28 protein-coding genes are annotated in these 19856 nt (G+C 36.6%); 19 read left to right on the top strand and 9 right to left on the bottom strand.

The annotated features are described in order from the left end of the window. Positions 1–188 precede the first annotated feature (188 nt). The 5 genes from AR334_RS18180 (at position 189) to AR334_RS18160 (ending at position 4000) form a co-directional block, all read left to right on the top strand. Positions 189–647, top strand: coding sequence for an 8-oxo-dGTP diphosphatase (locus AR334_RS18180; protein ID WP_066314591.1), 459 nt, complete (start codon positions 189–191; stop codon positions 645–647). 21 nt (positions 648–668) lie between these two features. After that, the gene (rapZ, locus tag AR334_RS18175; RefSeq protein WP_066314590.1) at positions 669–1565 is read left to right on the top strand and encodes an RNase adapter RapZ; all 897 of its coding nucleotides are present in this window, start codon (positions 669–671) and stop codon (positions 1563–1565) included. Beyond that, on the top strand, positions 1562–2545 hold the full coding sequence (gene yvcK, locus AR334_RS18170; protein ID WP_066314589.1) for a YvcK family protein: 984 nt from the start codon (positions 1562–1564) through the stop codon (positions 2543–2545). Before rapZ ends, yvcK begins: the two co-directional genes overlap by 4 nt. A gap of 172 nt (positions 2546–2717) precedes the next feature. Further along, positions 2718–3665: a DNA-binding protein WhiA gene (gene whiA / locus AR334_RS18165; protein WP_066314580.1), complete on the top strand. Its 948-nt coding sequence runs from the start codon at positions 2718–2720 to the stop codon at positions 3663–3665. Positions 3666–3742: 77 nt separating this feature from the next. Continuing rightward, positions 3743–4000, top strand: coding sequence for an HPr family phosphocarrier protein (locus tag AR334_RS18160; RefSeq protein WP_066314576.1), 258 nt, complete (start codon positions 3743–3745; stop codon positions 3998–4000). A gap of 303 nt (positions 4001–4303) precedes the next feature. On the opposite strand, the gene clpP is transcribed toward AR334_RS18160, so the two are convergent. The 3 genes from clpP to AR334_RS18145 all read right to left on the bottom strand — a co-directional run bounded on the left by clpP (position 4304) and on the right by AR334_RS18145 (position 6423). Continuing rightward, complete coding sequence (gene clpP, locus AR334_RS18155; protein ID WP_066314571.1) at positions 4304–4906, bottom strand: ATP-dependent Clp endopeptidase proteolytic subunit ClpP; 603 nt, start codon at positions 4904–4906, stop codon at positions 4304–4306. Positions 4907–5349: 443 nt separating this feature from the next. After that, on the bottom strand, positions 5350–5808 hold the full coding sequence (locus AR334_RS18150; protein WP_253701317.1) for a hypothetical protein: 459 nt from the start codon (positions 5806–5808) through the stop codon (positions 5350–5352). 126 nt (positions 5809–5934) lie between these two features. Next, positions 5935–6423, bottom strand: coding sequence for a hypothetical protein (locus AR334_RS18145; protein ID WP_066314562.1), 489 nt, complete (start codon positions 6421–6423; stop codon positions 5935–5937). Between the two features lie 215 nt (positions 6424–6638). On the opposite strand from AR334_RS18145, the gene AR334_RS18140 reads away from it, so the two are divergent. From AR334_RS18140 to AR334_RS29985, 3 genes are read left to right on the top strand one after another with little or no spacing between them, the layout of a single operon-like run. Continuing rightward, positions 6639–7640, top strand: a complete 1002-nt coding sequence (locus AR334_RS18140) for a restriction endonuclease (RefSeq protein ID WP_066314558.1) — start codon at positions 6639–6641, stop codon at positions 7638–7640. Positions 7641–7666: 26 nt separating this feature from the next. Continuing rightward, positions 7667–8254, top strand: a complete 588-nt coding sequence (locus AR334_RS18135) for an AbiV family abortive infection protein (RefSeq protein ID WP_066314555.1) — start codon at positions 7667–7669, stop codon at positions 8252–8254. 26 nt (positions 8255–8280) lie between these two features. Further along, positions 8281–9138, top strand: a complete 858-nt coding sequence (locus AR334_RS29985) for an HNH endonuclease (RefSeq protein WP_066314554.1) — start codon at positions 8281–8283, stop codon at positions 9136–9138. A gap of 33 nt (positions 9139–9171) precedes the next feature. Here AR334_RS29985 and AR334_RS18125 read toward each other — a convergent pair whose 3' ends face one another. The 3 genes from AR334_RS18125 to AR334_RS18115 all read right to left on the bottom strand — a co-directional run bounded on the left by AR334_RS18125 (position 9172) and on the right by AR334_RS18115 (position 10827). Beyond that, on the bottom strand, positions 9172–9519 hold the full coding sequence (locus AR334_RS18125; RefSeq protein WP_253701316.1) for a DUF1878 domain-containing protein: 348 nt from the start codon (positions 9517–9519) through the stop codon (positions 9172–9174). A gap of 116 nt (positions 9520–9635) precedes the next feature. Further along, complete coding sequence (locus AR334_RS18120) at positions 9636–10244, bottom strand: hypothetical protein (RefSeq protein ID WP_066314546.1); 609 nt, start codon at positions 10242–10244, stop codon at positions 9636–9638. A 340-nt stretch (positions 10245–10584) separates the two neighbouring features. Beyond that, positions 10585–10827, bottom strand: a complete 243-nt coding sequence (locus AR334_RS18115) for a hypothetical protein (protein ID WP_066314543.1) — start codon at positions 10825–10827, stop codon at positions 10585–10587. Positions 10828–11318: 491 nt separating this feature from the next. On the opposite strand from AR334_RS18115, the gene AR334_RS29570 reads away from it, so the two are divergent. The 7 genes from AR334_RS29570 (at position 11319) to AR334_RS18085 (ending at position 14802) form a co-directional block, all read left to right on the top strand. Then, positions 11319–11462: a hypothetical protein gene (locus tag AR334_RS29570; RefSeq protein ID WP_156431311.1), complete on the top strand. Its 144-nt coding sequence runs from the start codon at positions 11319–11321 to the stop codon at positions 11460–11462. Positions 11463–11516: 54 nt separating this feature from the next. After that, a complete protein-coding gene (locus AR334_RS18110) occupies positions 11517–11936 on the top strand; it encodes a hypothetical protein (RefSeq protein ID WP_066314541.1) in 420 nt (139 codons plus the stop codon). 56 nt (positions 11937–11992) lie between these two features. After that, positions 11993–12493: a hypothetical protein gene (locus AR334_RS18105; protein WP_066314540.1), complete on the top strand. Its 501-nt coding sequence runs from the start codon at positions 11993–11995 to the stop codon at positions 12491–12493. Positions 12494–12560: 67 nt separating this feature from the next. After that, a complete protein-coding gene (locus AR334_RS18100; protein WP_066314538.1) occupies positions 12561–13103 on the top strand; it encodes an NUMOD4 motif-containing HNH endonuclease in 543 nt (180 codons plus the stop codon). Continuing rightward, positions 13093–13728, top strand: coding sequence for a hypothetical protein (locus tag AR334_RS18095; RefSeq protein ID WP_066314531.1), 636 nt, complete (start codon positions 13093–13095; stop codon positions 13726–13728). The genes AR334_RS18100 and AR334_RS18095 overlap by 11 nt, the downstream gene beginning before the upstream one ends. Before the next feature lie 54 nt (positions 13729–13782). Then, positions 13783–14166 carry an HNH endonuclease gene (locus tag AR334_RS18090; RefSeq protein WP_066314529.1) on the top strand — a complete coding sequence of 128 codons (384 nt, stop codon included), beginning with the start codon at positions 13783–13785 and terminating at the stop codon, positions 14164–14166. Between the two features lie 129 nt (positions 14167–14295). Then, positions 14296–14802, top strand: coding sequence for a phage terminase small subunit P27 family (locus AR334_RS18085; protein ID WP_066314526.1), 507 nt, complete (start codon positions 14296–14298; stop codon positions 14800–14802). Between the two features lie 36 nt (positions 14803–14838). On the opposite strand, the gene AR334_RS18080 is transcribed toward AR334_RS18085, so the two are convergent. Further along, a complete protein-coding gene (locus tag AR334_RS18080; protein WP_066314524.1) occupies positions 14839–15543 on the bottom strand; it encodes a hypothetical protein in 705 nt (234 codons plus the stop codon). Between the two features lie 216 nt (positions 15544–15759). Between AR334_RS18080 and AR334_RS18075 the strand changes: the two genes are divergently transcribed. The 4 genes from AR334_RS18075 (at position 15760) to AR334_RS29565 (ending at position 18456) form a co-directional block, all read left to right on the top strand. After that, positions 15760–15978, top strand: coding sequence for a hypothetical protein (locus AR334_RS18075; RefSeq protein WP_066314522.1), 219 nt, complete (start codon positions 15760–15762; stop codon positions 15976–15978). Between the two features lie 286 nt (positions 15979–16264). Then, positions 16265–17335: an HK97 family phage prohead protease gene (locus tag AR334_RS29045; protein WP_253701315.1), complete on the top strand. Its 1071-nt coding sequence runs from the start codon at positions 16265–16267 to the stop codon at positions 17333–17335. 53 nt (positions 17336–17388) lie between these two features. Then, positions 17389–17646, top strand: coding sequence for a hypothetical protein (locus AR334_RS18065; protein ID WP_066314520.1), 258 nt, complete (start codon positions 17389–17391; stop codon positions 17644–17646). A gap of 645 nt (positions 17647–18291) precedes the next feature. Further along, entirely contained in the window at positions 18292–18456 is a 165-nt protein-coding gene (locus AR334_RS29565; RefSeq protein ID WP_156431310.1) for a hypothetical protein, read from the top strand. Between the two features lie 117 nt (positions 18457–18573). On the opposite strand, the gene AR334_RS18060 is transcribed toward AR334_RS29565, so the two are convergent. Beyond that, a complete protein-coding gene (locus AR334_RS18060; protein ID WP_066314518.1) occupies positions 18574–18774 on the bottom strand; it encodes a hypothetical protein in 201 nt (66 codons plus the stop codon). A 71-nt stretch (positions 18775–18845) separates the two neighbouring features. Beyond that, the gene (locus AR334_RS18055) at positions 18846–19745 is read right to left on the bottom strand and encodes a hypothetical protein (protein WP_066314515.1); all 900 of its coding nucleotides are present in this window, start codon (positions 19743–19745) and stop codon (positions 18846–18848) included. Between the last annotated feature and the right edge of the window lie 111 nt (positions 19746–19856).

The following is a 19856-nucleotide window of genomic DNA, read 5'->3' as shown; positions in this document are numbered from 1 at the left end:
TGCAAAGTCATAGATTGGTGCCTGACACCAAAACTACTATCATCACTGTTAACAAATAATTAACAGAATTATCAATTTTGTATTCGTTGTGGCGGTGTTCTAAACATAGTATAATGGTATGAATCAATATTTATGTTATATTGGGATATTAGCGTAACCAACCGTTTTTATAAAGAGGGTGAATTGTTGTGCAACGGGTCACCAATTGTGTGTTGATTAGAGATAATAAGGTATTGTTGCTGCAGAAACCGCGGCGGGGCTGGTGGGTGGCACCGGGCGGAAAGATGGAGCCGGGTGAATCGGTCCGGGATTCTTGCATCCGGGAATACCGTGAAGAAACGGGCGTATACTTAAAGAACCCACAGTTAAAAGGAATTTTCACGATGATTATGAAGGAAGGGGATCAGCTTCTTTCAGAGTGGATGATGTTTACGTTTGTGGCTACGGATTCGGATGGCCTCGACCTTGATGAATCTGAAGAAGGGAAACTCCAGTGGCATCCGGTTGACCAAATTAAAGGTCTACCAATGGCCGCCGGTGACCTCCATATTCTTGATTACATGATCCACGGCAAGGGCTTGATTTACGGTACTTTTACATACACCAAAGACTTCCAGCTTATCGGTTATCGCTTAGATCCAGGTTAATATTGAATAGGAGGAATACAAATGAGTACCGGTTCGACAAATGATATTCAAATGGTCATTATTACCGGAATGTCTGGCGCAGGAAAAACAGTTGCAATTCAAAGCTTTGAGGATTTGGGGTTCTTCTGTGTCGATAATTTGCCTCCTACATTGCTGCCAAAGTTCCTTGAACTTATGAAAGAATCAGGGAATAAAATGAATAAAGTGGCCCTTGTCATGGACCTTCGCGGCAGGGAATTTTTCGACCATCTGTTTAAGGCATTGGATGACGATCTCGCGGAGACCTCTTGGGTTACCCCGCAAATTCTTTTCCTTGATGCAGATGATTCGACACTCGTTCGCCGCTACAAGGAGACTAGGAGGTCTCATCCGCTGGCAAAGTCAGCTTCACCGCTTGAAGGAATTAAGCTTGAGCGGGAGCTTTTAGAGGAATTAAAAGGAAGAGCCCAGATCATTTACAACACTTCCCAGATGAAACCACGGGAATTACGTGAGAAGATATTATCTGAGTTTACTGCGAATAACCATCAAATCTTTACCGTCAATGTCATGTCGTTTGGCTTTAAACACGGAATCCCAATTGATGCCGATCTTGTCTTTGATGTACGATTCCTGCCAAACCCACATTATATCGAGCACATGCGTCCAAAAACGGGCATAGATGAAGAAGTCTCCAGCTATGTTTTAAAATGGACGGAAACTCAGAAGTTTTTGGAAAAGGTCACCGACCTGCTCAGCTTTATGCTGCCTCATTATAAACGGGAAGGCAAAGCACAGTTGGTGATCGGGATTGGCTGTACCGGTGGGCAGCATCGTTCTGTCGCCTTAGCCGAATACCTCGGGCAATTTTTCCAAAAGGATTATAAAACTGTTGTTTCACACCGTGACATTGAGAGGAGAAAGGAAAAGACAACATGAGCTATATTGGTCAGCCAAGAATCGTTGTCATTGGTGGGGGAACCGGGCTGCCGGTGCTACTGCGGGGCCTAAAGCAATACCCCGTAGACATCACCGCGATAGTCACCGTGGCCGATGACGGCGGCAGTTCTGGCAGAATACGTGATGACCTGCAAATACCTCCCCCGGGCGATGTCCGCAATGTATTGGCGGCATTATCGGATGTTGAACCGCTCGTGGAGGAAATGTTTCAGCATCGGTTTAAAACATCAAATGAGCTTTCCGGCCATTCGCTCGGGAACCTGATTTTGGCGGCGATGACCTCGATTACCGGTAATTTCGTTCACGCCATCCAGGAAATGAGCAAGTTTTTGAACGTGCGCGGCAAGGTTCTGCCGGCCGCCAATCAAAGCGTCGTACTCCATGCGGAAATGGAGGACGGCACTATTGTTTCTGGAGAATCGAAAATCCCTTACTCGGGGAAAAAAATTAAAAAGGTCTTTTTGACGCCGAAAAATATCCGTCCGCTGCCTGAGACGGTTCAAGCGATTCGTCAGGCAGATTTGATTATTCTTGGGCCTGGCAGCCTATATACCAGCATTTTACCCAATCTTCTCGTACCAAGATTGGGGGATGAGGTCTGCCGCTCGGAAGCCAAAAAGGTGTACATTTGCAACTTGATGACACAGGCCGGAGAAACGCATGGTTATTCAGCAAGTGACCATGTGCGGGCGCTGTATGACCATATGAGTTGTGCGTTTATCAACACAATTCTGGTGAATAATGAAGAGATTCCGCCGGATGTTCAGCTTCGCTATAAAGAGGAATTGGCAAACCCTGTTTCCTACGATTTGCCGGGCCTTTCCGAGCTTGGACTTGAGGTGGTGCACGCCGACATCGCTAACCTCGAAAACGGTGCGCTTCGGCATGATCCAAAAAAAGTCGCAAAAATTTTATATAATTTATTAATTGCTGAAACCAAAAAGCGTTATGAAGCGTAAATAAGGTGTCTGTATTATTTTTTTAGCTAATAAGAAATAATGAAATTTTAGGAAATTTTTTTATTTCAGCTTTGCACGCATAAATTCAACTACGCCTCTGTCCGTCCTAACGGACTTGCCAGTCGGCGCGTTTACATTTAATAAAGTGTCTGTTTCAGTTGGAGGTGAGGGAATGTCTTTCGCTTCGGAAACGAAAAAGGAATTAACGAACCTGGAAGTGAAACCCTGTTGCAGCCTTGCCGAGCTGTCGGCATTGATTCGCATGAACGGTTCCCTTTCCTTTTCTAATCGAAAAATTGTCGTCGATATTCAAACCGAAAATGCAGCGATTGCCAGAAGAATTTACACATTATTGAAAAGGAATTACCAGGTGCAGGTCGAACTCCTCGTTCGGAAAAAAATGCGCTTGAAAAAGAACAACGTCTACATTGTCCGGCTGGCAGAACAGGCCAAAGAAATTCTTGAAGACATGAAAATCATCGGAGAAGGGTTTACCTTTATCCACGATATTTCAGAGGAGCTCATCAAGAAGAAATGTTGTAAGCGTTCTTATTTACGCGGCGCATTTCTCGCCGGCGGTTCTGTCAACAACCCGGAAACGTCTTCCTATCATTTGGAAATTGCTTCACTTTATAAGGAACATAATGATTCCTTATGTGAATTAATGAATACATTTGGGCTCAACAGCAAGACGTTGGAGCGGAAGAAAGGCTATATCAATTATTTAAAAGAGGCAGAAAAAATCACCGAGTTTTTAAATATTGTCGGGGCTCATAACGCCTTGCTCCGCTTTGAGGACGTGCGGATTGTCCGCGATATGCGGAATTCGGTCAATCGCCTGGTAAACTGTGAAACCGCCAATCTGAATAAAACCATTGGCGCATCGCTCCGGCAGGTTGAAAATATCCGTTTTATTGACCAAACTGTCGGTCTGCAGATTTTGCCTGATAAATTGCGGGAAATCGCCGAGCTTCGGATGAACTACACCGAGGTGACACTGAAAGAGCTGGGGGAAATGGTGTCCGGCGGAACAATAAGTAAATCGGGCATCAATCACCGGTTGCGGAAAATCGATGAGATTGCTGAGAAACTGCGAGCCGGGGAAGTGCCTAAGCAATAATTTCTTGTGAAGAAATTGTCAATTTATTTTTTTGGAATAATATATATAGAAGGAACATATTTGAGGAGGAATTTGTCATGTTGGAGAAACAAGTAGAAGTCAAGTTGAAAACAGGTCTGCAAGCCCGCCCTGCGGCACTGTTTGTGCAGGAAGCGAATCGCTTTTCGGCCGACATTTTTCTAGAGAAGGACGGCAAAAAGGTCAACGCGAAAAGCATCATGGGCTTAATGAGCCTGGCGGTTGGTTCTGGCGTGGTGATCAACATTATTGCGGACGGCGATGACGAAGAAAAAGCCATCACCGAACTGGCACAATTTATTGAAAAAGATCATTAATAGGAGAGGTTCGGCTGTTGTGGATGGCTGGACCTTTTTTGTGTCTAAAAAAGGGTTTGGCGAATAATTTTTGATATTCGGCGAATAAGTGATGGGATTCAGCGAAAAACTCGGCTAGTTTGGCGAATACTTAGACCAGTTCGGCGAATAACCTCTTTTTCATAAAAAAGCAACCGGCCCTCAAGGCCGGTTGTCTCTGTCAACATTATTTAGCTAATCAGAATTTATATCCATAAATTCTGAACGCATAAATTCAACTACGCCTCTGTCTTCGTCCTAACGGACTCGTCAGTCGGCGAGTTTTCATTTATCTTTCTTTTCGATAGGGTTGCGTGTTACGATATTGTCGATTAAGCCGTACTCTTTGGCTCTTTCAGCTGTCATGAAGTTATCTCGGTCGGTATCGCGCTGGATGACCTCGATTGGCTGGCCGGTACGCTCAGCTAAGATGCCGTTTAATTTTTCACGAAGGAACAAAATACGCTTGGCGGCAATCTCGATTTCAGTTGCCTGGCCTTGTGCCCCGCCGAGCGGCTGGTGAATCATGACTTCCGCGTTCGGTAATGCAAAGCGCTTGCCCTTTTCCCCTGCAGAAAGTAAGAAGGCACCCATGGATGCTGCCATACCGATACAAACAGTAGATACATTCGGACGGATATATTGCATTGTATCATAGATCGCCATTCCGGCTGTGATGCTTCCGCCAGGGCTGTTGATGTATAGGGTAATGTCTTTTTCAGGGTTTTCTGCTTCCAGGAACAATAATTGCGCCACGATACTGTTGGCCACATTATCGTCAATCGCGCTGCCAAGCATGATAATCCGGTCTTTTAATAAACGGGAATAAATGTCATATGCACGTTCGCCACGGTTCGTTTGTTCAATAACTGTAGGAATCAAATTCATTTTTCTTCCTCCTCTGAATGGAAATGTAAAAGCTTATGTATAGTTATCATACAATGATGGTCAATAAAGGTCAAACAATTCACCTTGAAATTTTTTCGACAACTCCCTCAATAAGCATAACCAATCCCATGGCTTTTTAAAACCCTATTGATAAAACGAAAAGAGACAGTCTAATGGTCATTTGTTTAATGACTCTAGACTGTCTCTTTTAGTGACGCCCTCGGCAGGAATCGAACCCACATTTTAAGAACCGGAATCTTACGTGCTATCCGTTGTCGCCTTGTGGTTAAGAAGTCCTCGATAATGGCTATATATCAATGGTTTAGCATGATTTCGCTATTTTCACTGCGTGTTATTTACGCAAAAGACGAACCTCGACTTACCCAAATGATACTAAATAGCCATTTTAGTGTAAAGAGAAAAGACAGATATTTTTACCTGTCTTAACAAAATTCAAAACGATAACCAGAATAATGTTGTCTGCCATTTTTAGCATAACGACCAATCATCGCTTTGTTCAAATTCAAATGTTTGCCAGCATCTGCAAGAGAAGAAAATTTAATTCGTTCATTACCTCGGATTGCAATAACGCTTTTGCTTTGCGATTCGTTAGCCATTCTTCGATTTTCCTCGGCAGTAATCACTCGACAATTTTCCAAGCTGTAAACTGTGGCACCGTTCCTGTCTTTGTCCAGTTGATAGCCTTTTTGATAAAGCAATTTTCCGTTTTCCATATGATTTTTAACATCTTCAACAAAGTTCCAAAAATCGTGCCAACGTTCACAGACTGTTATACCTTTGCCACCATAGAATTTATATTTTACGTGCTTGGGTCTGTAACATCTGTCGTGCATTGATTTCCAACGATTGTACAATGGGTGGTCGTGTCTTCGTTTTCTCATACTAATCCCTCCAATACCGCTATTATATTGAAGGAAAATCGGTCTGTTAGGTTTCCTATCCTATTAAAAAACAAACCACAAGCTCATCAAAGCCTGCGGTCTGGTGGTGTACTACATTGCCCTATTTTATGCAGAATTAGCTTTATACAAACCTTTGCATTTTTCACACCTTGGAGCCATGAATTGGTGAGTTTGTGTTAAATGATTGTAATTGCGCTTATCAACAATGCCATCACATTCCACATTACAGCAATCAACTTGCATGACAGATTTCACTCCATCAAATTTCAGAATGCTAACATTTTCAAAGCCACAGATTTCCATGTTATACAAAAGTGATTCTTCAGTATGTGGGTTTTTGTTGGTGGCACGTATTAACAGTCCTTCATTTTTGGCTCCAATAACATCAGGTACATTAAATACAAATTCTTTGGTGCCATTGATGAAGAATTTTATATTTTTAACTTTGCTATTCGATTTGATAGCATTTGCTGCTGCTTCAATATGCAATCCAAAATGTTTGCTGGCTTCAGTTGTAGTAAAAAACGGACCTATTGTTTCGTTATTTATTTGAGCATAAATCATCGGCAATTCAAATTTTTCAATCTTATTCATTAAGTTTCATCTCCGTAAAATGTAGATTTTACAATATGATTATATTGAAAGCATTTCTAGATGTTAGGTAGAGTCGAATATTTTTTTAAAAATTTTTTCTTCATTTATATGGAAAATAAAAAACCTAAGCTCAATGAATGATTAAATTCACATACAATTATTGTCATTTCTTTAGTTCAAAAATGGTAAAATTGTCTAAAGGAGGTATGATACATATGGCATATTACTATCGAAGGAATAGTGGCTATAAAAAGAAGTCAAAGGGTAGCTCCCTTCCCTCCAGAAAACTTCAAATGTACTGTCCAAAACATGGGGAGCTTGTTGGCTATGCTAACTCATATGAAATAGTAATTTACGAATCTTTAAATGTTCAAAAAAATAAAGTTGAATTAAAGTGTTTCAAATGTCTAGAAGAGGAAACCAAAGTGGCACAAGAGCATTATTCAACTGAATACGCAAAAGCTGACAAACAAAGCTTAAAAACCTATGGGAGAAAAGCAAAATTTTTAGAAGTAACAGGCATTATTCTGTATAATGGCGGATTTTTTGGTTATTTTTATTTCTGGTATTTATGGGGTTGGCTTGAGGCATTAGTGCCAAGTGGTTTTATAATTGCTTTAGGTGTTATTACAGCTTTGCAAGGCGAATCTTTACAAAAGAAATATCTTGAATATCGTAAGGAACTTACAAAAGATTTACATTTTGTTTCAAACGCTCGAACATTTGTTGATGATGAATCAAGAATCATTTTTAATTGGAGAATGGAACAGGCCAGAATAAAAGAAGAAAGAATGGACTACTCATTTGAAGAAATTGATAAAATGACTGGCATACAATTTGAGGAGTTTGTAGAAAATCTGCTCAAGAAAAGTGGTTATACAAATGTTGAAACCACAAAAGCTTCCGGTGATGAAGGCGTGGATATTATTGCTTACCGAAATGGCAAAAAAATCGCCATTCAATGTAAGCGATACAAAGCCAAAATATCAAACAGCGCTGTTCAGCAAGTTTACTCAGGAAAAAGTTTTTATGACTGCCATGAAGCCTATGTGATAACCAATTCACAGTTCACTGAAAATGCTGTCACACTAGCTAGGAAGTTAAAAGTTAAGCTAATTGACCGAGAGCGATTATTTGATATGGTTGAACAAGTAAGTGACAACATCCAACAAGGCAAAACTGAATATCAAGCTGAGTTTAAATTTGATAGTTTATGAAAATACAGGAAGTTGAGGTGTGTAAATTGACCGCATTATCTTTCGGAAAATTAGAAGAAGCATATATTTTCGTATATGAAAATGCAAAGGAACTTTTGGATGAGTCAAGATTATTATTTGAACATAAAAACTATGCAAGATGTTATACCTTAGCTCAAATTGCAATCGAAGAATTGGCGAAACTTCCGATTATTTATCAAGAAGCTACTCGGTCATTTTTTAAAGAGCCACACGACTGGAAGCACTTTTATAAACGTCTACGGAGCCACGAAGCTAAGAATAGGCAAAATTTCGTTTATTTTAGAACAATATTAGACGTGACTGAAGGAGAACATCCTGATTTTGAATTTAATAAGTTGGAGCAAACACTGAAATATTTTAATGACATGAAAAACATGAGTTTGTACGCTGACGTAAAAAACAATAAATTTACAAAGCCTTCAATGGAAATAAAACAGCATACAGCTAAGGAACTTTTACAATTAGTAGAAGGGATGTTTGAAATATTTTCTCTTACTGGCTTTCAAAATAAAGGCGGTATAAAAAAATCCTTAGACCATGAGGGTGCAAGAATAAAAAGGGAAATTTTCAGAAAAGCTGGCTTAATTAAATAATTCATTAGAGTAATGGAGGAGAAATTTTGGATATTACAATGAATTTGTCTGAAGTACTTTTGTATTTGGAATTAATGCAAAGGAACAAAAACAAGCCAGGGTTAAAAGAACTTAATATAATGTTATATTTCCTTAAGAATTACGAAGAGGTAAAGACATTTATCAAAAAAATCGACGATCTTAATTTTAAACTGCCGCTAAATTTTTATTATGGCTGCTTAATACATTTCATTGAGGATTATTATGACTGTATTAACTTACGGAATAAATTTATAAACAGGGCTCGACAAGAAAGCATTTTTTTCATTCAGCAAATATTGTTAAGTAAATCAAAGGAACAAGCTTTAGAAGTGATAAACGAAGCTAAACTGTATGGTGTTAATTTACACGAGGATTGGGCTAACAGGTGTAATTCCATGTGGGAAATCAAAAGAGACCAAGCAGTGTGGAAAGAATATCGGGAATCATATGAATTAAATTTTTTTCCTGAAGTATATGAAGAATTTCAAAAAATGAAATCAGGATATTTTGAAAGCTTATCATTAAAAGAATTGAAACGAAACCTCTCACATAAAAAAGCAACTAAAAACACTCATAAAGTATCAACTGCTGTATATGACAGGAATGTATTTGTAAAAGAATTTGCTAGACGGGTAGCCAAAGGAATTTGCCAGTTATGTGAAAATGAAGCCCCATTTACTGACAAGCAGGGCAACCCATTTTTGGAAATTCACCATATTCATTATTTATCTCGTGGTGGTTCTGATACCATTGATAACGTGGTGGCATTATGTCCGAATTGTCACAGAAAGGTTCATTATTTAGAATTAGTTGAAGATACTAAAGCATTAAAAGCAAAGGCATTAGCAAATATGAATATATAAAACGTCAGCGCCAAGCACTGACGTTTTATGTGATTACTCACGGTTTTGCATATATGATTGAAACTTTTGCATATCTCCGTAAAGTGCTTCAAACACTTCCGTCCAGCGGTCGTCCTCATGGAAAGTTTGAGCAACTGCCTCAGCAAAATGATAATTTCCATCATGTTGAGGAACTACTTCGTAAATTCGTTGCTCATAAAGGTTATGATTGACGTCCTCACCAACTTCAATCTTATTGCGGTATTCATTAAAAATGTCTATGATGGCACGGTACTGTTGTCTGGTTACATTGTACTCGAAAAGCATTCTGGATACAGCGTCATTATCAAACAAAAGCTGTTGACGAAATTCGATAAAATCCAATCTTTCTTCCAATGTCATAATATCACCTCCCAACTTTCCATTATTCGCCATCGAGCGACAAAAGTCCTTCAATAAAAGACGAACTTCGTAATCAAATTACTAGGTCAAAACAAAAATACTCCCGAAGGAGTGCTTTAAATTTCTTTAAAGAATGGAACTTGAAAACCATTAAGTTGAGATTGTGCCCATAATTTATCATTTCGATTATATTTTCTTTTATCTGGTAGAAAACCTTTTGAATTAAATATATTAAATACTATGTTGTTCGTAGCATGGCCTGAAATATATTTTAACCCTTGATTTTTTGCGAAATCTTCCAAGTTATTAAGGACAATCTCAAAAATTCCATTCTTTAATCCATCAAGTTTTTCATTTTTAGCTAAAACCACATCATTAATAAATAATTCTTCTTTATTTAGTTTTGAAATGTGTAATCCAATTATCGTATGCTCTAAACCTAAAGTGTCTTTCCATAATATTTGAGGAAGATTGATTTTCATTAGGTCTTTATATTCAAAACTATCACTATATTTTTTAAAGTATCTATTTAACCTTGAATCCATGTTATCGTTGTATGCTCTTGTTGAAATAGACATATTATAATTAGTGGGATTCATTTTTCTTACCTCATTATCAAAATATATTTTGATATTGGGATCCTTTCCTAATACGTCTTTTATTTCTTTTATGGGTAAAATACTTTCTAAATTATTTAATGGTGCATTCCATGTTTCTGTAGCCAATCTTATCCTCTCCTAGCCTAATATATTCTTCTTCTAATATTCGGAAAATGATTACCAAAGTCCTTCAAACAAAAAATAAACGTGCCATCAATCGGCACGTTTTCTTTCGTTTTCTAACCGTTCTGTAATATCGCTAAATCTTGGTTAGGCTTTTCTGTATGTTCAAAAAGAATAAACTTGCCAGCGTGGATCTATACGATTCCAGCTGGTATATTCTAAATCATTCCCCATTCGTATTAATGATAAAGCCATCGACTTTTTATAAATTAATTTCAATCCCATTTCGCAATTTTCCCCTTTTGTATCGGTGGGATCTGGGCAAAGCCCAGACCCACCTCAATTATACTTCCTTCAATTTCATTTCTATATCCCAGACCAATTTAGCATCAAACAGTTTCAATTTTTCCAGCAATCCATAAGCTTCTTCGTGATAAATCAAATACGCCATTTCATCGACATTGTTAAATAAACCAATATCAATCACTAGCTCTGTAGTGGCTACGGCTAACCATTCATCTTGTTTTTCTGGGTGAAAATACAATTTGTTCAAGATTTTTATTGCTGTACGGGTTAAATCTGTCATATGTAATCATTCCTCCTTTTGCCATTATTGTAAGAAATGGCACGAAATTGGACTAGAGGGTAGTTTTTCAAAATCTAACTTTTTTGGGGTAGGTGCCAGACAACTACGCATAGTCGCCAGACAAATAACTAGGTAGTCGCTGAGCAACTAACTAGGTAGTTGCCAGACAACTTCTAACTATACTTAATAACTAAACTTATTAAACTAAAACAACAAAAAAGAAAACGACACAGCGAGGAAACTAGCGTTTCTCGCCCGCTGCTTTTCTTCCCTGTGGGAAGGTGTTTTCAAATCAATATAATGAAGAAACTATTTATTTTTAAAAAATATCGGAAGTCGCCTTACGTTTGAAAACGACCTCAATATAATAACGGTGTAATAAGAAACGCACCTTGAAAAACAAATATTTTTTTACTCTTTTCTATTAGAATCTACTTACTTCTAATCGAGAACTGTATATATCAAATATAACGGTAGAAAGGAAACGTGCTATGAAAGAAAATATCTCGGTTTACATTGAATCAAACGTAATTAAAAAAGTTGAAGCTTATGCGAAAACTGAAAAACGCTCCAAATCAAATGCAATTCAATACTTGTTAGAAATGGCATTAAGAAATTTAAAGGAAGACAAATAATTGAATATTAATATTCAAAAATATCAAATCAAATCAAAAGGAGAATGAATTTTTATGACAACAACATTATCAAACGAAATGAATGAGATTTTAGCATTATTAAACTTAGCATCTTATGGAACAGCATCATTTGAGGAATTGCCAGTACCTGAGCAAGATTTAATTGCTCACAAACTACAATTAAAACAAGCAATCAAATTAGGCGGTATCACAAATGTTGAAAAAGCTAAAAAATGGTTGGAATTAATTGAGCTGATTTATGATTGGGCGCTTGATAATCAAGAATATGATTTTCAACACGATTTAGTATTTTACGAAGATGGTTCGGTCTTAATTCAAAGTTACTACGGAGATTACGAAGACGAATTTGAAGTTGATTTTGTCGATGGCGTATTACTGTTAAACGGTGAAGAATTTAATTCAATTAATTTTCTTATGAATGCCATTGAATTCAACCTTGCAATTAACGGTTAACTAACATGAGCTACTTCGGTAGCTCTTTAATATTGGAGCTAAAGGAGTAGCAAATAATGTATTTACACGATGAAAACGTTAATCACAATACGTTCTATCAGCCACGAAAAACTATGATGGTTGACGATAGAATCAAAGACGACAAAGAAGGCGGTATTTGGGCGGTAATGCTCTATGCAGCCATCGAAGATAAAATTGGTTTGTCTAAGTACAAACACACTCAAGAAGGTAAAAAAGATTTTGTCGATAGCAACGGTGAATACTTTTGTTGTTTACCCCAAAAAGATGCTCTGAAAGAGATTGGAATCAAAAGTAGTACCTATAAACAAGCAAAAAAGTTTTTGCAACGAGTTGGCTTAATTCACTTCAAAGAACAAGCAGAAAAGAAACAAGGTGTCGCTTCTAGGATTTACGTTAAACCTTGGGACATTTGGACATTGGAAAATGGATTTTATTCTGATGGCAAATGGATTAACGAACCAACAATTGTTGATTATTATGACCCAAAGAATATAATTCGAGCAACACCAAGAAATAAAAAAGAACTTGTATTTTAAATCAAATCAAACGGACGAGGGCTGCTGAAGTGGCTCTCCTTTTATTTTATCAAAGGAGAAATAAACAATGGAAAAGGAAATTTACAAGTGGGTACCTGGCTTTGAGGGACACTACAAAATTAGCAATTTCGTAAATGTACTTTCTTTTAAAAGAAATAAAAATGGGGAACTATTGAAATTAGGCAAAGACACCCGAGGATACTATTCATTTATCGCTTGTTTAAAAGGTAAAAAAAGAACATTATATCCTCATGTTTTGATTTGCACGTTATTTGTCGGAGATAAACCGTCTAAAAATCATGTTCCAGACCATATAGATGAAAATCCTTTAAATAATTGTTATTGGAATTTACAATGGCTTACTTACGGAGAAAATACAGCGAAATCAAGACCAGCTGGATTTAAATTTTCTAGTTCTAAAAGGCCAGTTGTTCAAAAGGATTTAAACGGAGAAATAGTTGCAATTCACCCAAGTCTTAGCTCAGCTGCTCGGGTAATTGACCCTACTACTGCTCTTAATGGCATAAAGTATGCTTGTCAAAAGAAACTTAAAACTTACAAGGGCTTCATTTGGGATTTTGCTGAGGACGGTGCTAATCATGAGAAATAAGGTGCTAGACCTATTATTCGATATTAAAGATTTTAAGAATACCGAGGAACTGATAATAGCACTAAACAGCTATTCACCTTTAATGAGCAAAGATACTGACAGGGTGCTTAACGGTTTCTATTTGGTATTAAAGGAACTGGCTTTTGATAGTAGTTATCAGCGTCATACGCTATTAGCAACAATGGTCAATGTGAAACGGAACTATGGTATGTTGACGTACTTCACTCATACTGTTGAGCAAATGAACGCTATCACATTAGCAATCACTCATGTTAAGGACTGTTTACGGACACAAAGGAATGAAGTGGAAAGTGTTGAGCTGTGCGAACAACAAAAGAAAGCCATTGAAGAAGAAAATCGGATTTTTGGGCAATTAGCTAATGATATTAGAATGTTATTCCTTAAGGCACGAGGGAAAGATGCAACTACTTGGTATACACCTGTTGAGCGTAAACCAATATGGGCATTGAAAGTCAAAGGCAAAGACAGTGAAGGATCTGAACCATTTATTGCTGGGTATAAAATAAAACAAGTCGCTATGCTTTTGGGAATGAGTAGTGGTAGCGTTCGTAATGCTCTGAAAAATAACATTGTTAAGGGCTATAAACTTTATTATGTGGATTGAATAACATCGGCAAACATTTGCTGGTGTTATTTTCTTTAAGAAAGGTTGATATAAATGGCATGGACTAAAATATGCAGTGGCTGTGGTAAACGGATTGAATACAATGCTACTTGTAACTGTAAAAATCATATTAGGAATAAGTCAACCGAGGGTGAGACGGATAAGCTTATGCGAAGCTCCCGTTGGAAAAAGAAACGTAGATATATCATTGACCGTGATATATGTATGTGCCAGCGGTGTTTTTGGAAATATCAAACGGTCAACATTACTGAGTTAACTGTTCATCATATTCATTCGAGAAAGAATTATCCTGAATTAATGTGGGAAGATAGCAATCTCATTTGTGTATGTATGACTTGTAACAATCAGCTTAAGAAGGTTAAAGATGGAACACTTGATTTTGATTGGACAGCACCTGAAGAAGAGTATCATTTGTGATTGCTAGTCCCCCGGTATAGCAAACTTAAAATTAGTGAAGGAAAATCGAAGACAAGGTAGGCTTCCTTTACATGGAACCTCCCTAAACTCAAAGATACGGTGAAATTGTAAAAAGGAGAAAAAATTAATATGTATAACGTAGGTAGACCAAGAAAACCAGCTTTAATGAAGCAAGGCCGTTCCGAAAATAAAAAGGAACTTAAAATTCGTGAAGAGCAGGAAAAACGTTTAATGGGAAATACAGATATGGTTAAAAACGTACCAGACTACCTTGACCCATTAGCAAAAGCTTATTACAAATTTATCGTTACTGAAATGGAAATCAGTGGTTTGTTAACTAATCTCGATATACCGTTGCTTGAACAAACTGCTGACGCATTGAGCAAATTAAGACAATGTGACGATATAATTAATGCTGAAGGAATTAAAATCACTCAAATAGACCGCTATGGACACACACAGGTGAAAGAACACCCAACCGTTAAAACAAAAATGCAATACATGAACGCATATAAAGCTTTATCTGGTCAGCTCGGAATGTCTCCAGCTTCAAGAGCACAACTCGCTGGTATGCAAATACAAAAGCAAGAAGAAGAGCAAGACCCATTGCTGCAATTATTAAAAGCGCACTCATAGGGAATGACAGTTTTGAGCTGCTATTCCCTTTGTAGCTTAAATTGTTTCTTCAGGTGTATCTTCTAGTGCAAAAAATATTAAAAAGCGTATACCAAAAGGAGTAATTACATTTTTTTCTTCAATTAGGCTCATTTGTCCTTTTTCATTAAAATCGCCGCCATCAACATTAGCAACTTTACTCTCAACAAGTCCCAATCGAATTAATTTATTTTGCTGATAAACTCCAATAGCTTCTTTTTCATAAAATAAGTTCCGCTCATGTTTATTCATATCTTCAGGCTTATATAATACAATGGATGCTTTTAATGATTCTTTTCTCATTTCATATGGCATGTACTTTTTCACAAAAATCATTATATCGCTGTATCTTAGCTCTGAAAGCACATCGTAATAATGATAAATTCGTTCAATTTCATGTATATCATTATCAATAATATATTCAAATCCATCAATAATTACTTTTGCTTTTGAATCTTCATCATCTTCCATTAAACTATTAACAATCAACGGAAATATTTCTTGCTTGTAGAAAACTTCATTTTCCCTTTGTTCAATTTTTTCTTTGATAATTTGTAATTGTGGTTCATGCGTATTCATTCGTTTTTCAAGTTTCTTTATTTTGTACGATTGTAACGCTTGTCCAACAGTTGGGATTGCCTCTAAACCAACGTCCACTGCTGTATCTATTACTGTTCCTTCCACGATATTCAGCATATCTTTAATGTAATTAACTGGCTCCATATCATTTCCACTCCCTCTTTTTGTATATTAATATTCAACTAAATAATATCAGAAATGTCATTAGGTTGGGTATCTGGCGAAGCCAGATCCCAACCAATTTATTTAAAATAAATTTCAGAAATACCCTTAGTTTATCATTGGCACTGTATATATAAATTGTAGATGTCCAACATCTAATGAACATCTACTAAATTGAATCGAATGGAGATAAGTAAAATGAAAGATAAGTTGATTGAAGTTTTAAATACAATTGCAGATTTAAAAAATATGAATCCTAACATTATGGTAGAAGTTAAAAAGGCAATAGTCCACTTTTGTCAACGAGAAAATTACACTCAAACCGAAACTTTGAATTTCCTCAATCAAGCTTTAACTTTAATAAATGAAAAACAAGTTACTATGGGTTGTGTAAAACATCATTGGCTCAATGATTAACATTATTGTTGTCGGAAGACAGCAAAAACTTTGTCATGAAAAAGCATCTGAATCCGTTGTAGGAATTTGCTTCAAATGAATGGCAGAGTTTTTGGTGTTTTTTGCTCATTACACCAGTGTTTCACTGCGCTTTGTTCAGTGCTATTGAACGCAAATTCTAATTTTCCATTTGATTTTGTGACTTGATTAAATTCAAGTCACCTTTCCGAACTTTCAGCAGAGTCTTTAATTGACTCTGCTTTTTTTATTTTATACGAAATCAATAAACAAAGGGGTTTTACAAAGTATGACGATTAATAAAATGGAACTTCGCCTTGAAAATATGAATTTAACAGGCACAGACGAAGGATTAAAAGTGTCTGGCTACGTTAATAAAACGAACCAATGGAGTCAAGTGCTTGGTGTTCGTAAAAAATTTGTTGAAAGAATTGAACCAGGAGCTTTCAGAAGAGCATTGCAAAATGGTAATGAAATTCATTTTTATGCTGAACATGACCCTACAAAAATCCTTGCTTCAACTCGAAACGGTTCACTTGAACTTCGAGAAGATGAGCAAGGTCTTTTTATGTCTGCAAAAATCAGCGACACAAGCTGGGGACGAGACTACCACACGCTCATTAGTGACGGAATTATTCAAAACATGAGCTTCGGAATGAAAGTCCTTAAAGACAGTTGGAAGAAATTAAACGATGGAACATATCAACGCTCAATCAGTGACATTTTTCTTGCTGAAGTTTCTGCAGTAAGAAACCCAGCTTATATTCAGTCAACTATAGCAGCACGTTCTATTGAAATTGTTGAAGACGTTGAACCAACAGAAGAAAAACAAGAAGCTCACACTCAGCAAAACCAACAACCGCAAACTGATGAACACCCACTCCAAGAACTAATTGAAAATAAAAAATGCAGCTTGAAATTGGCTGAAATGTTAGTTGCTAATGGCGATAAAGAATCAGTAAAAACAGCTGAAAAGTTAAAAGGAGAAATTAGACAAATGGAAACACAATTAAAATCACAAACTGCTACTGTTGAAAATGAAAAACAGGAAGAAAGATCAGTGTATTTCATTTTTGGTTATCCAGCAGTTGTAAACGACAATGCCAGTCTTAATCAAATTATCTTTGGTAACATGTATGATGGCTACAGAACTTTACTTTCAACAGGTGTTGACCCATATCAAACGACAGATATTTTCGGTAAACCAACTATTATTGACCAACGTTCGTTTGTTTTACAAAAAGCAACTGATACAGCTCGTCAAGTTAGCGGAACACCAGTTTATCTAATGCACGCTTTTTTTGGCGGAAAAGTAATCAACAAGGATTGTTTTGTTCGTCTTGATATTAAAACGGTTTAATGAGAGCTCTTTCGGGAGGCTCTTTATTCATTTAATAAGTTGGAGGAATATTAATGGCTAAAAAAATAGTATGGTTACAATCATGGGCTACCAATGCAACTAATGGTGTTGCATTTAAATATCCAGCTTTCGCTGGTCAATCACAAAACCTTTGGCCAACATACATTGCTAAAAATACAGTTTATTCATGGATTGAAGACATATCGGTAGATGCAGCTGCCGATTATTTTGTTAAACAAGGTTGGGCAATTTATTATGACAATTGGTGGACATATCCTAACAGACCATCTCGAGTACACTATCCATATTAATAAATTTGCATTTTAATAATTCATTACCGAAAGGGCTGGGAAACCAGTTCCTTTTTTTAGGGTAAAATCCGTATTTTACATTATCAGAAGCTAGCAAGCATTTCGTCATTTTTAGTCCTTCATGACGGAGTGCTTGGTGCCTTTTGATACTAGATCATTTCTTTGTCGACTATGAAATTGAGATCGTAAAAAATGGTGCCATGTAAAGGTGATTTATTGCTTGACCTTACACTGGTCTTTCACAAAATCAAACTTTAATCAAGCTTAATAATAAGATTACCTTTGGTAACAAAACCTTCCCACTTTTGTACACTTAGGCTATGTATAGCTAAAGTTTGACTTGCGATAATACTTGAACGGCTTTGCTGTAAGCAAAGATATTATGAAGTCAAACACAATTTAGCTAAATCATTTTTTCGAGTTTTAGTTTCAATTGTTTTTATGTAGATTAGCATTGTTGTCAATGAAACTACCGATGATTAATGTTGCCATGACTCCTTAACAGGACGAGCGCTTATCACTGGTAGTTTCGATTTTTTTAAGTTGTATTTCGATTTATACGCAAAGTTTGAATTAAGACCGCTTAGCGCAACTGCTGGCGGTCTATTTTTTTACATAACTATCTCAATACAAAGGAGAATCAACATGAACAAGTCACTTAAAGCCATTTATTTTAATGTAGAAATTGTCTTTGAAAATATCACTGAAGCAAGCAAGATTTTAAACATTCCTCGCCAGAGCATCACACAATTTATCAATAATGGCAAAGAACATTTTTCAGGCTATCGTTTTGCTTATTGTCGTAATTAGCACCTTCCGTTAATTCGCTTGGTGACTGTTTTTATATATTTTTGATACTAAAAATATACATATTCTGTATATACGTATTTTGAATGAATATTAGGCCATATACATTATATATACTTTTTATCTCTGTTGCTCCAGCCATTCCTTCTGCATTTGTTTAATGCCTTCTGCTCGTAATTTTGCGCTTTCCTTTACAGATTCTGTTCGTTGTTCCATTACTGGGTCTTTAGGGAAAAATCCTTGGTATAATATCACTGCATACAAACAAAACATTAACGTTAAAGCAAGACCTAAAGCTGTGGTTTTAAGTATGTCCTTCAACGGTGCCACTCCTTTGAGGGAAGGCCTTGCTGTTTGCAAGACCTTCAAATTTGAATATTAATATTCAAAAATTAATAAGGCATTTCATCATCTTCAGTGGTTTCGAGCCAATTGTAGAATGGAATTTCACCACTGCTGCTTAATTCAATTTTTCCGTTTTTAATATCGACCTTATGCGCCATGTTTTTGATTGAAGCGTAGGCATAAGCTTTAATTTTATCTGCTGGTACTCGGTACTGTGTACCGTCTTCAATTTTTTCATTAACGAACTTTTCAATTAAAGTCAGCCATTGTTGTTTTGACCACCTATTTGGAGCATAGGAGGTGTAAAACTCATTACAGGCATCTAAAAGAGCTATTTTAAATTGAATTGGATTTAAGAAATTCTTGTTAATATCATTAACAATGTTTCCTTTATCTTTATTTTGTTTTTCTTTGTTTGTTTGTCCATGTTTATTTAATAGGTGTCGATTTTCAACTGCGCAAAATGAATTGTTGATGGTGAATTGTTCATTTCCAACAACGCAAAAATCCTCAGAAGAAGTAATTACCTCTTTTTCTTCATTTTTGGGCTGCTGAATTTCAGCAATTGAACCATTTAACAAATGCGTAAAGCTTTCCGATATTGCGATTATTTTAAATCCCCCTATATTTACCTCTTGAATCATATTTAAAACGTGGCTATCGTCAAAAGCTACGTCACTGACGTTGTAATAATACAAAGTCTTTTTACCATCTCGATAAGTGATAGTGACCCAGTATTTTTTCGCTTCCAGTTCCTTAATTGCATTGGTTATCGGACCTCGACCAAACTTGCTGTATAGTTGCATTTTGCTGATTACCCAGCTTTCTGGTAAGGACATTAGGTGGCTGATAAGACCGATAGACCGAATATCTTCCAATTGTTGTAATGCTCCATTGTGTATCTGGGCATAGTTGCTTGTTTGCCGTCTTTTTATAATTCCATTCACTTGGCAATTTCTCCTTTTTTACTTCACCAAGCAAATCATGCTAAAATGAAGTCAGTTTTATTTGTGAAATGCCTTCTCTGGTCGCCAAACTCTGGGAAGGCATTTCTTTTT

Source organism: Bacillus sp. FJAT-29814 (assembly GCF_001510715.1).
In the GTDB taxonomy this organism is placed as follows: domain Bacteria; phylum Bacillota; class Bacilli; order Bacillales; family Cytobacillaceae; genus Neobacillus.
Note: the sequence above shows the minus strand (reverse complement) of the source record. Positions and strands in the feature narration are given on the sequence as shown.

Excerpts from the sequence above, each read along its gene's own strand:
- rapZ (WP_066314590.1), top strand. The coding sequence starts at position 669 with ATGAGTACCGGTTCGACAAATGATATTCAAATGGTCATTATTACCGGA.
- yvcK (WP_066314589.1), top strand. The coding sequence starts at position 1,562 with ATGAGCTATATTGGTCAGCCAAGAATCGTTGTCATTGGTGGGGGAACC.
- whiA (WP_066314580.1), top strand. The coding sequence starts at position 2,718 with ATGTCTTTCGCTTCGGAAACGAAAAAGGAATTAACGAACCTGGAAGTG.
- AR334_RS18160 (WP_066314576.1), top strand. The coding sequence starts at position 3,743 with ATGTTGGAGAAACAAGTAGAAGTCAAGTTGAAAACAGGTCTGCAAGCC.
- clpP (WP_066314571.1), bottom strand. The coding sequence starts at position 4,906 with ATGAATTTGATTCCTACAGTTATTGAACAAACGAACCGTGGCGAACGT.
- AR334_RS18150 (WP_253701317.1), bottom strand. The coding sequence starts at position 5,808 with ATGAGAAAACGAAGACACGACCACCCATTGTACAATCGTTGGAAATCA.
- AR334_RS18145 (WP_066314562.1), bottom strand. The coding sequence starts at position 6,423 with ATGAATAAGATTGAAAAATTTGAATTGCCGATGATTTATGCTCAAATA.
- AR334_RS18140 (WP_066314558.1), top strand. The coding sequence starts at position 6,639 with ATGGCATATTACTATCGAAGGAATAGTGGCTATAAAAAGAAGTCAAAG.
- AR334_RS18125 (WP_253701316.1), bottom strand. The coding sequence starts at position 9,519 with ATGACATTGGAAGAAAGATTGGATTTTATCGAATTTCGTCAACAGCTT.
- AR334_RS18115 (WP_066314543.1), bottom strand. The coding sequence starts at position 10,827 with ATGACAGATTTAACCCGTACAGCAATAAAAATCTTGAACAAATTGTAT.
- AR334_RS29570 (WP_156431311.1), top strand. The coding sequence starts at position 11,319 with ATGAAAGAAAATATCTCGGTTTACATTGAATCAAACGTAATTAAAAAA.
- AR334_RS18110 (WP_066314541.1), top strand. The coding sequence starts at position 11,517 with ATGACAACAACATTATCAAACGAAATGAATGAGATTTTAGCATTATTA.
- AR334_RS18105 (WP_066314540.1), top strand. The coding sequence starts at position 11,993 with ATGTATTTACACGATGAAAACGTTAATCACAATACGTTCTATCAGCCA.
- AR334_RS18100 (WP_066314538.1), top strand. The coding sequence starts at position 12,561 with ATGGAAAAGGAAATTTACAAGTGGGTACCTGGCTTTGAGGGACACTAC.
- AR334_RS18095 (WP_066314531.1), top strand. The coding sequence starts at position 13,093 with ATGAGAAATAAGGTGCTAGACCTATTATTCGATATTAAAGATTTTAAG.
- AR334_RS18090 (WP_066314529.1), top strand. The coding sequence starts at position 13,783 with ATGGCATGGACTAAAATATGCAGTGGCTGTGGTAAACGGATTGAATAC.
- AR334_RS18085 (WP_066314526.1), top strand. The coding sequence starts at position 14,296 with ATGTATAACGTAGGTAGACCAAGAAAACCAGCTTTAATGAAGCAAGGC.
- AR334_RS18080 (WP_066314524.1), bottom strand. The coding sequence starts at position 15,543 with ATGGAGCCAGTTAATTACATTAAAGATATGCTGAATATCGTGGAAGGA.
- AR334_RS18075 (WP_066314522.1), top strand. The coding sequence starts at position 15,760 with ATGAAAGATAAGTTGATTGAAGTTTTAAATACAATTGCAGATTTAAAA.
- AR334_RS29045 (WP_253701315.1), top strand. The coding sequence starts at position 16,265 with ATGACGATTAATAAAATGGAACTTCGCCTTGAAAATATGAATTTAACA.
- AR334_RS18065 (WP_066314520.1), top strand. The coding sequence starts at position 17,389 with ATGGCTAAAAAAATAGTATGGTTACAATCATGGGCTACCAATGCAACT.
- AR334_RS29565 (WP_156431310.1), top strand. The coding sequence starts at position 18,292 with ATGAACAAGTCACTTAAAGCCATTTATTTTAATGTAGAAATTGTCTTT.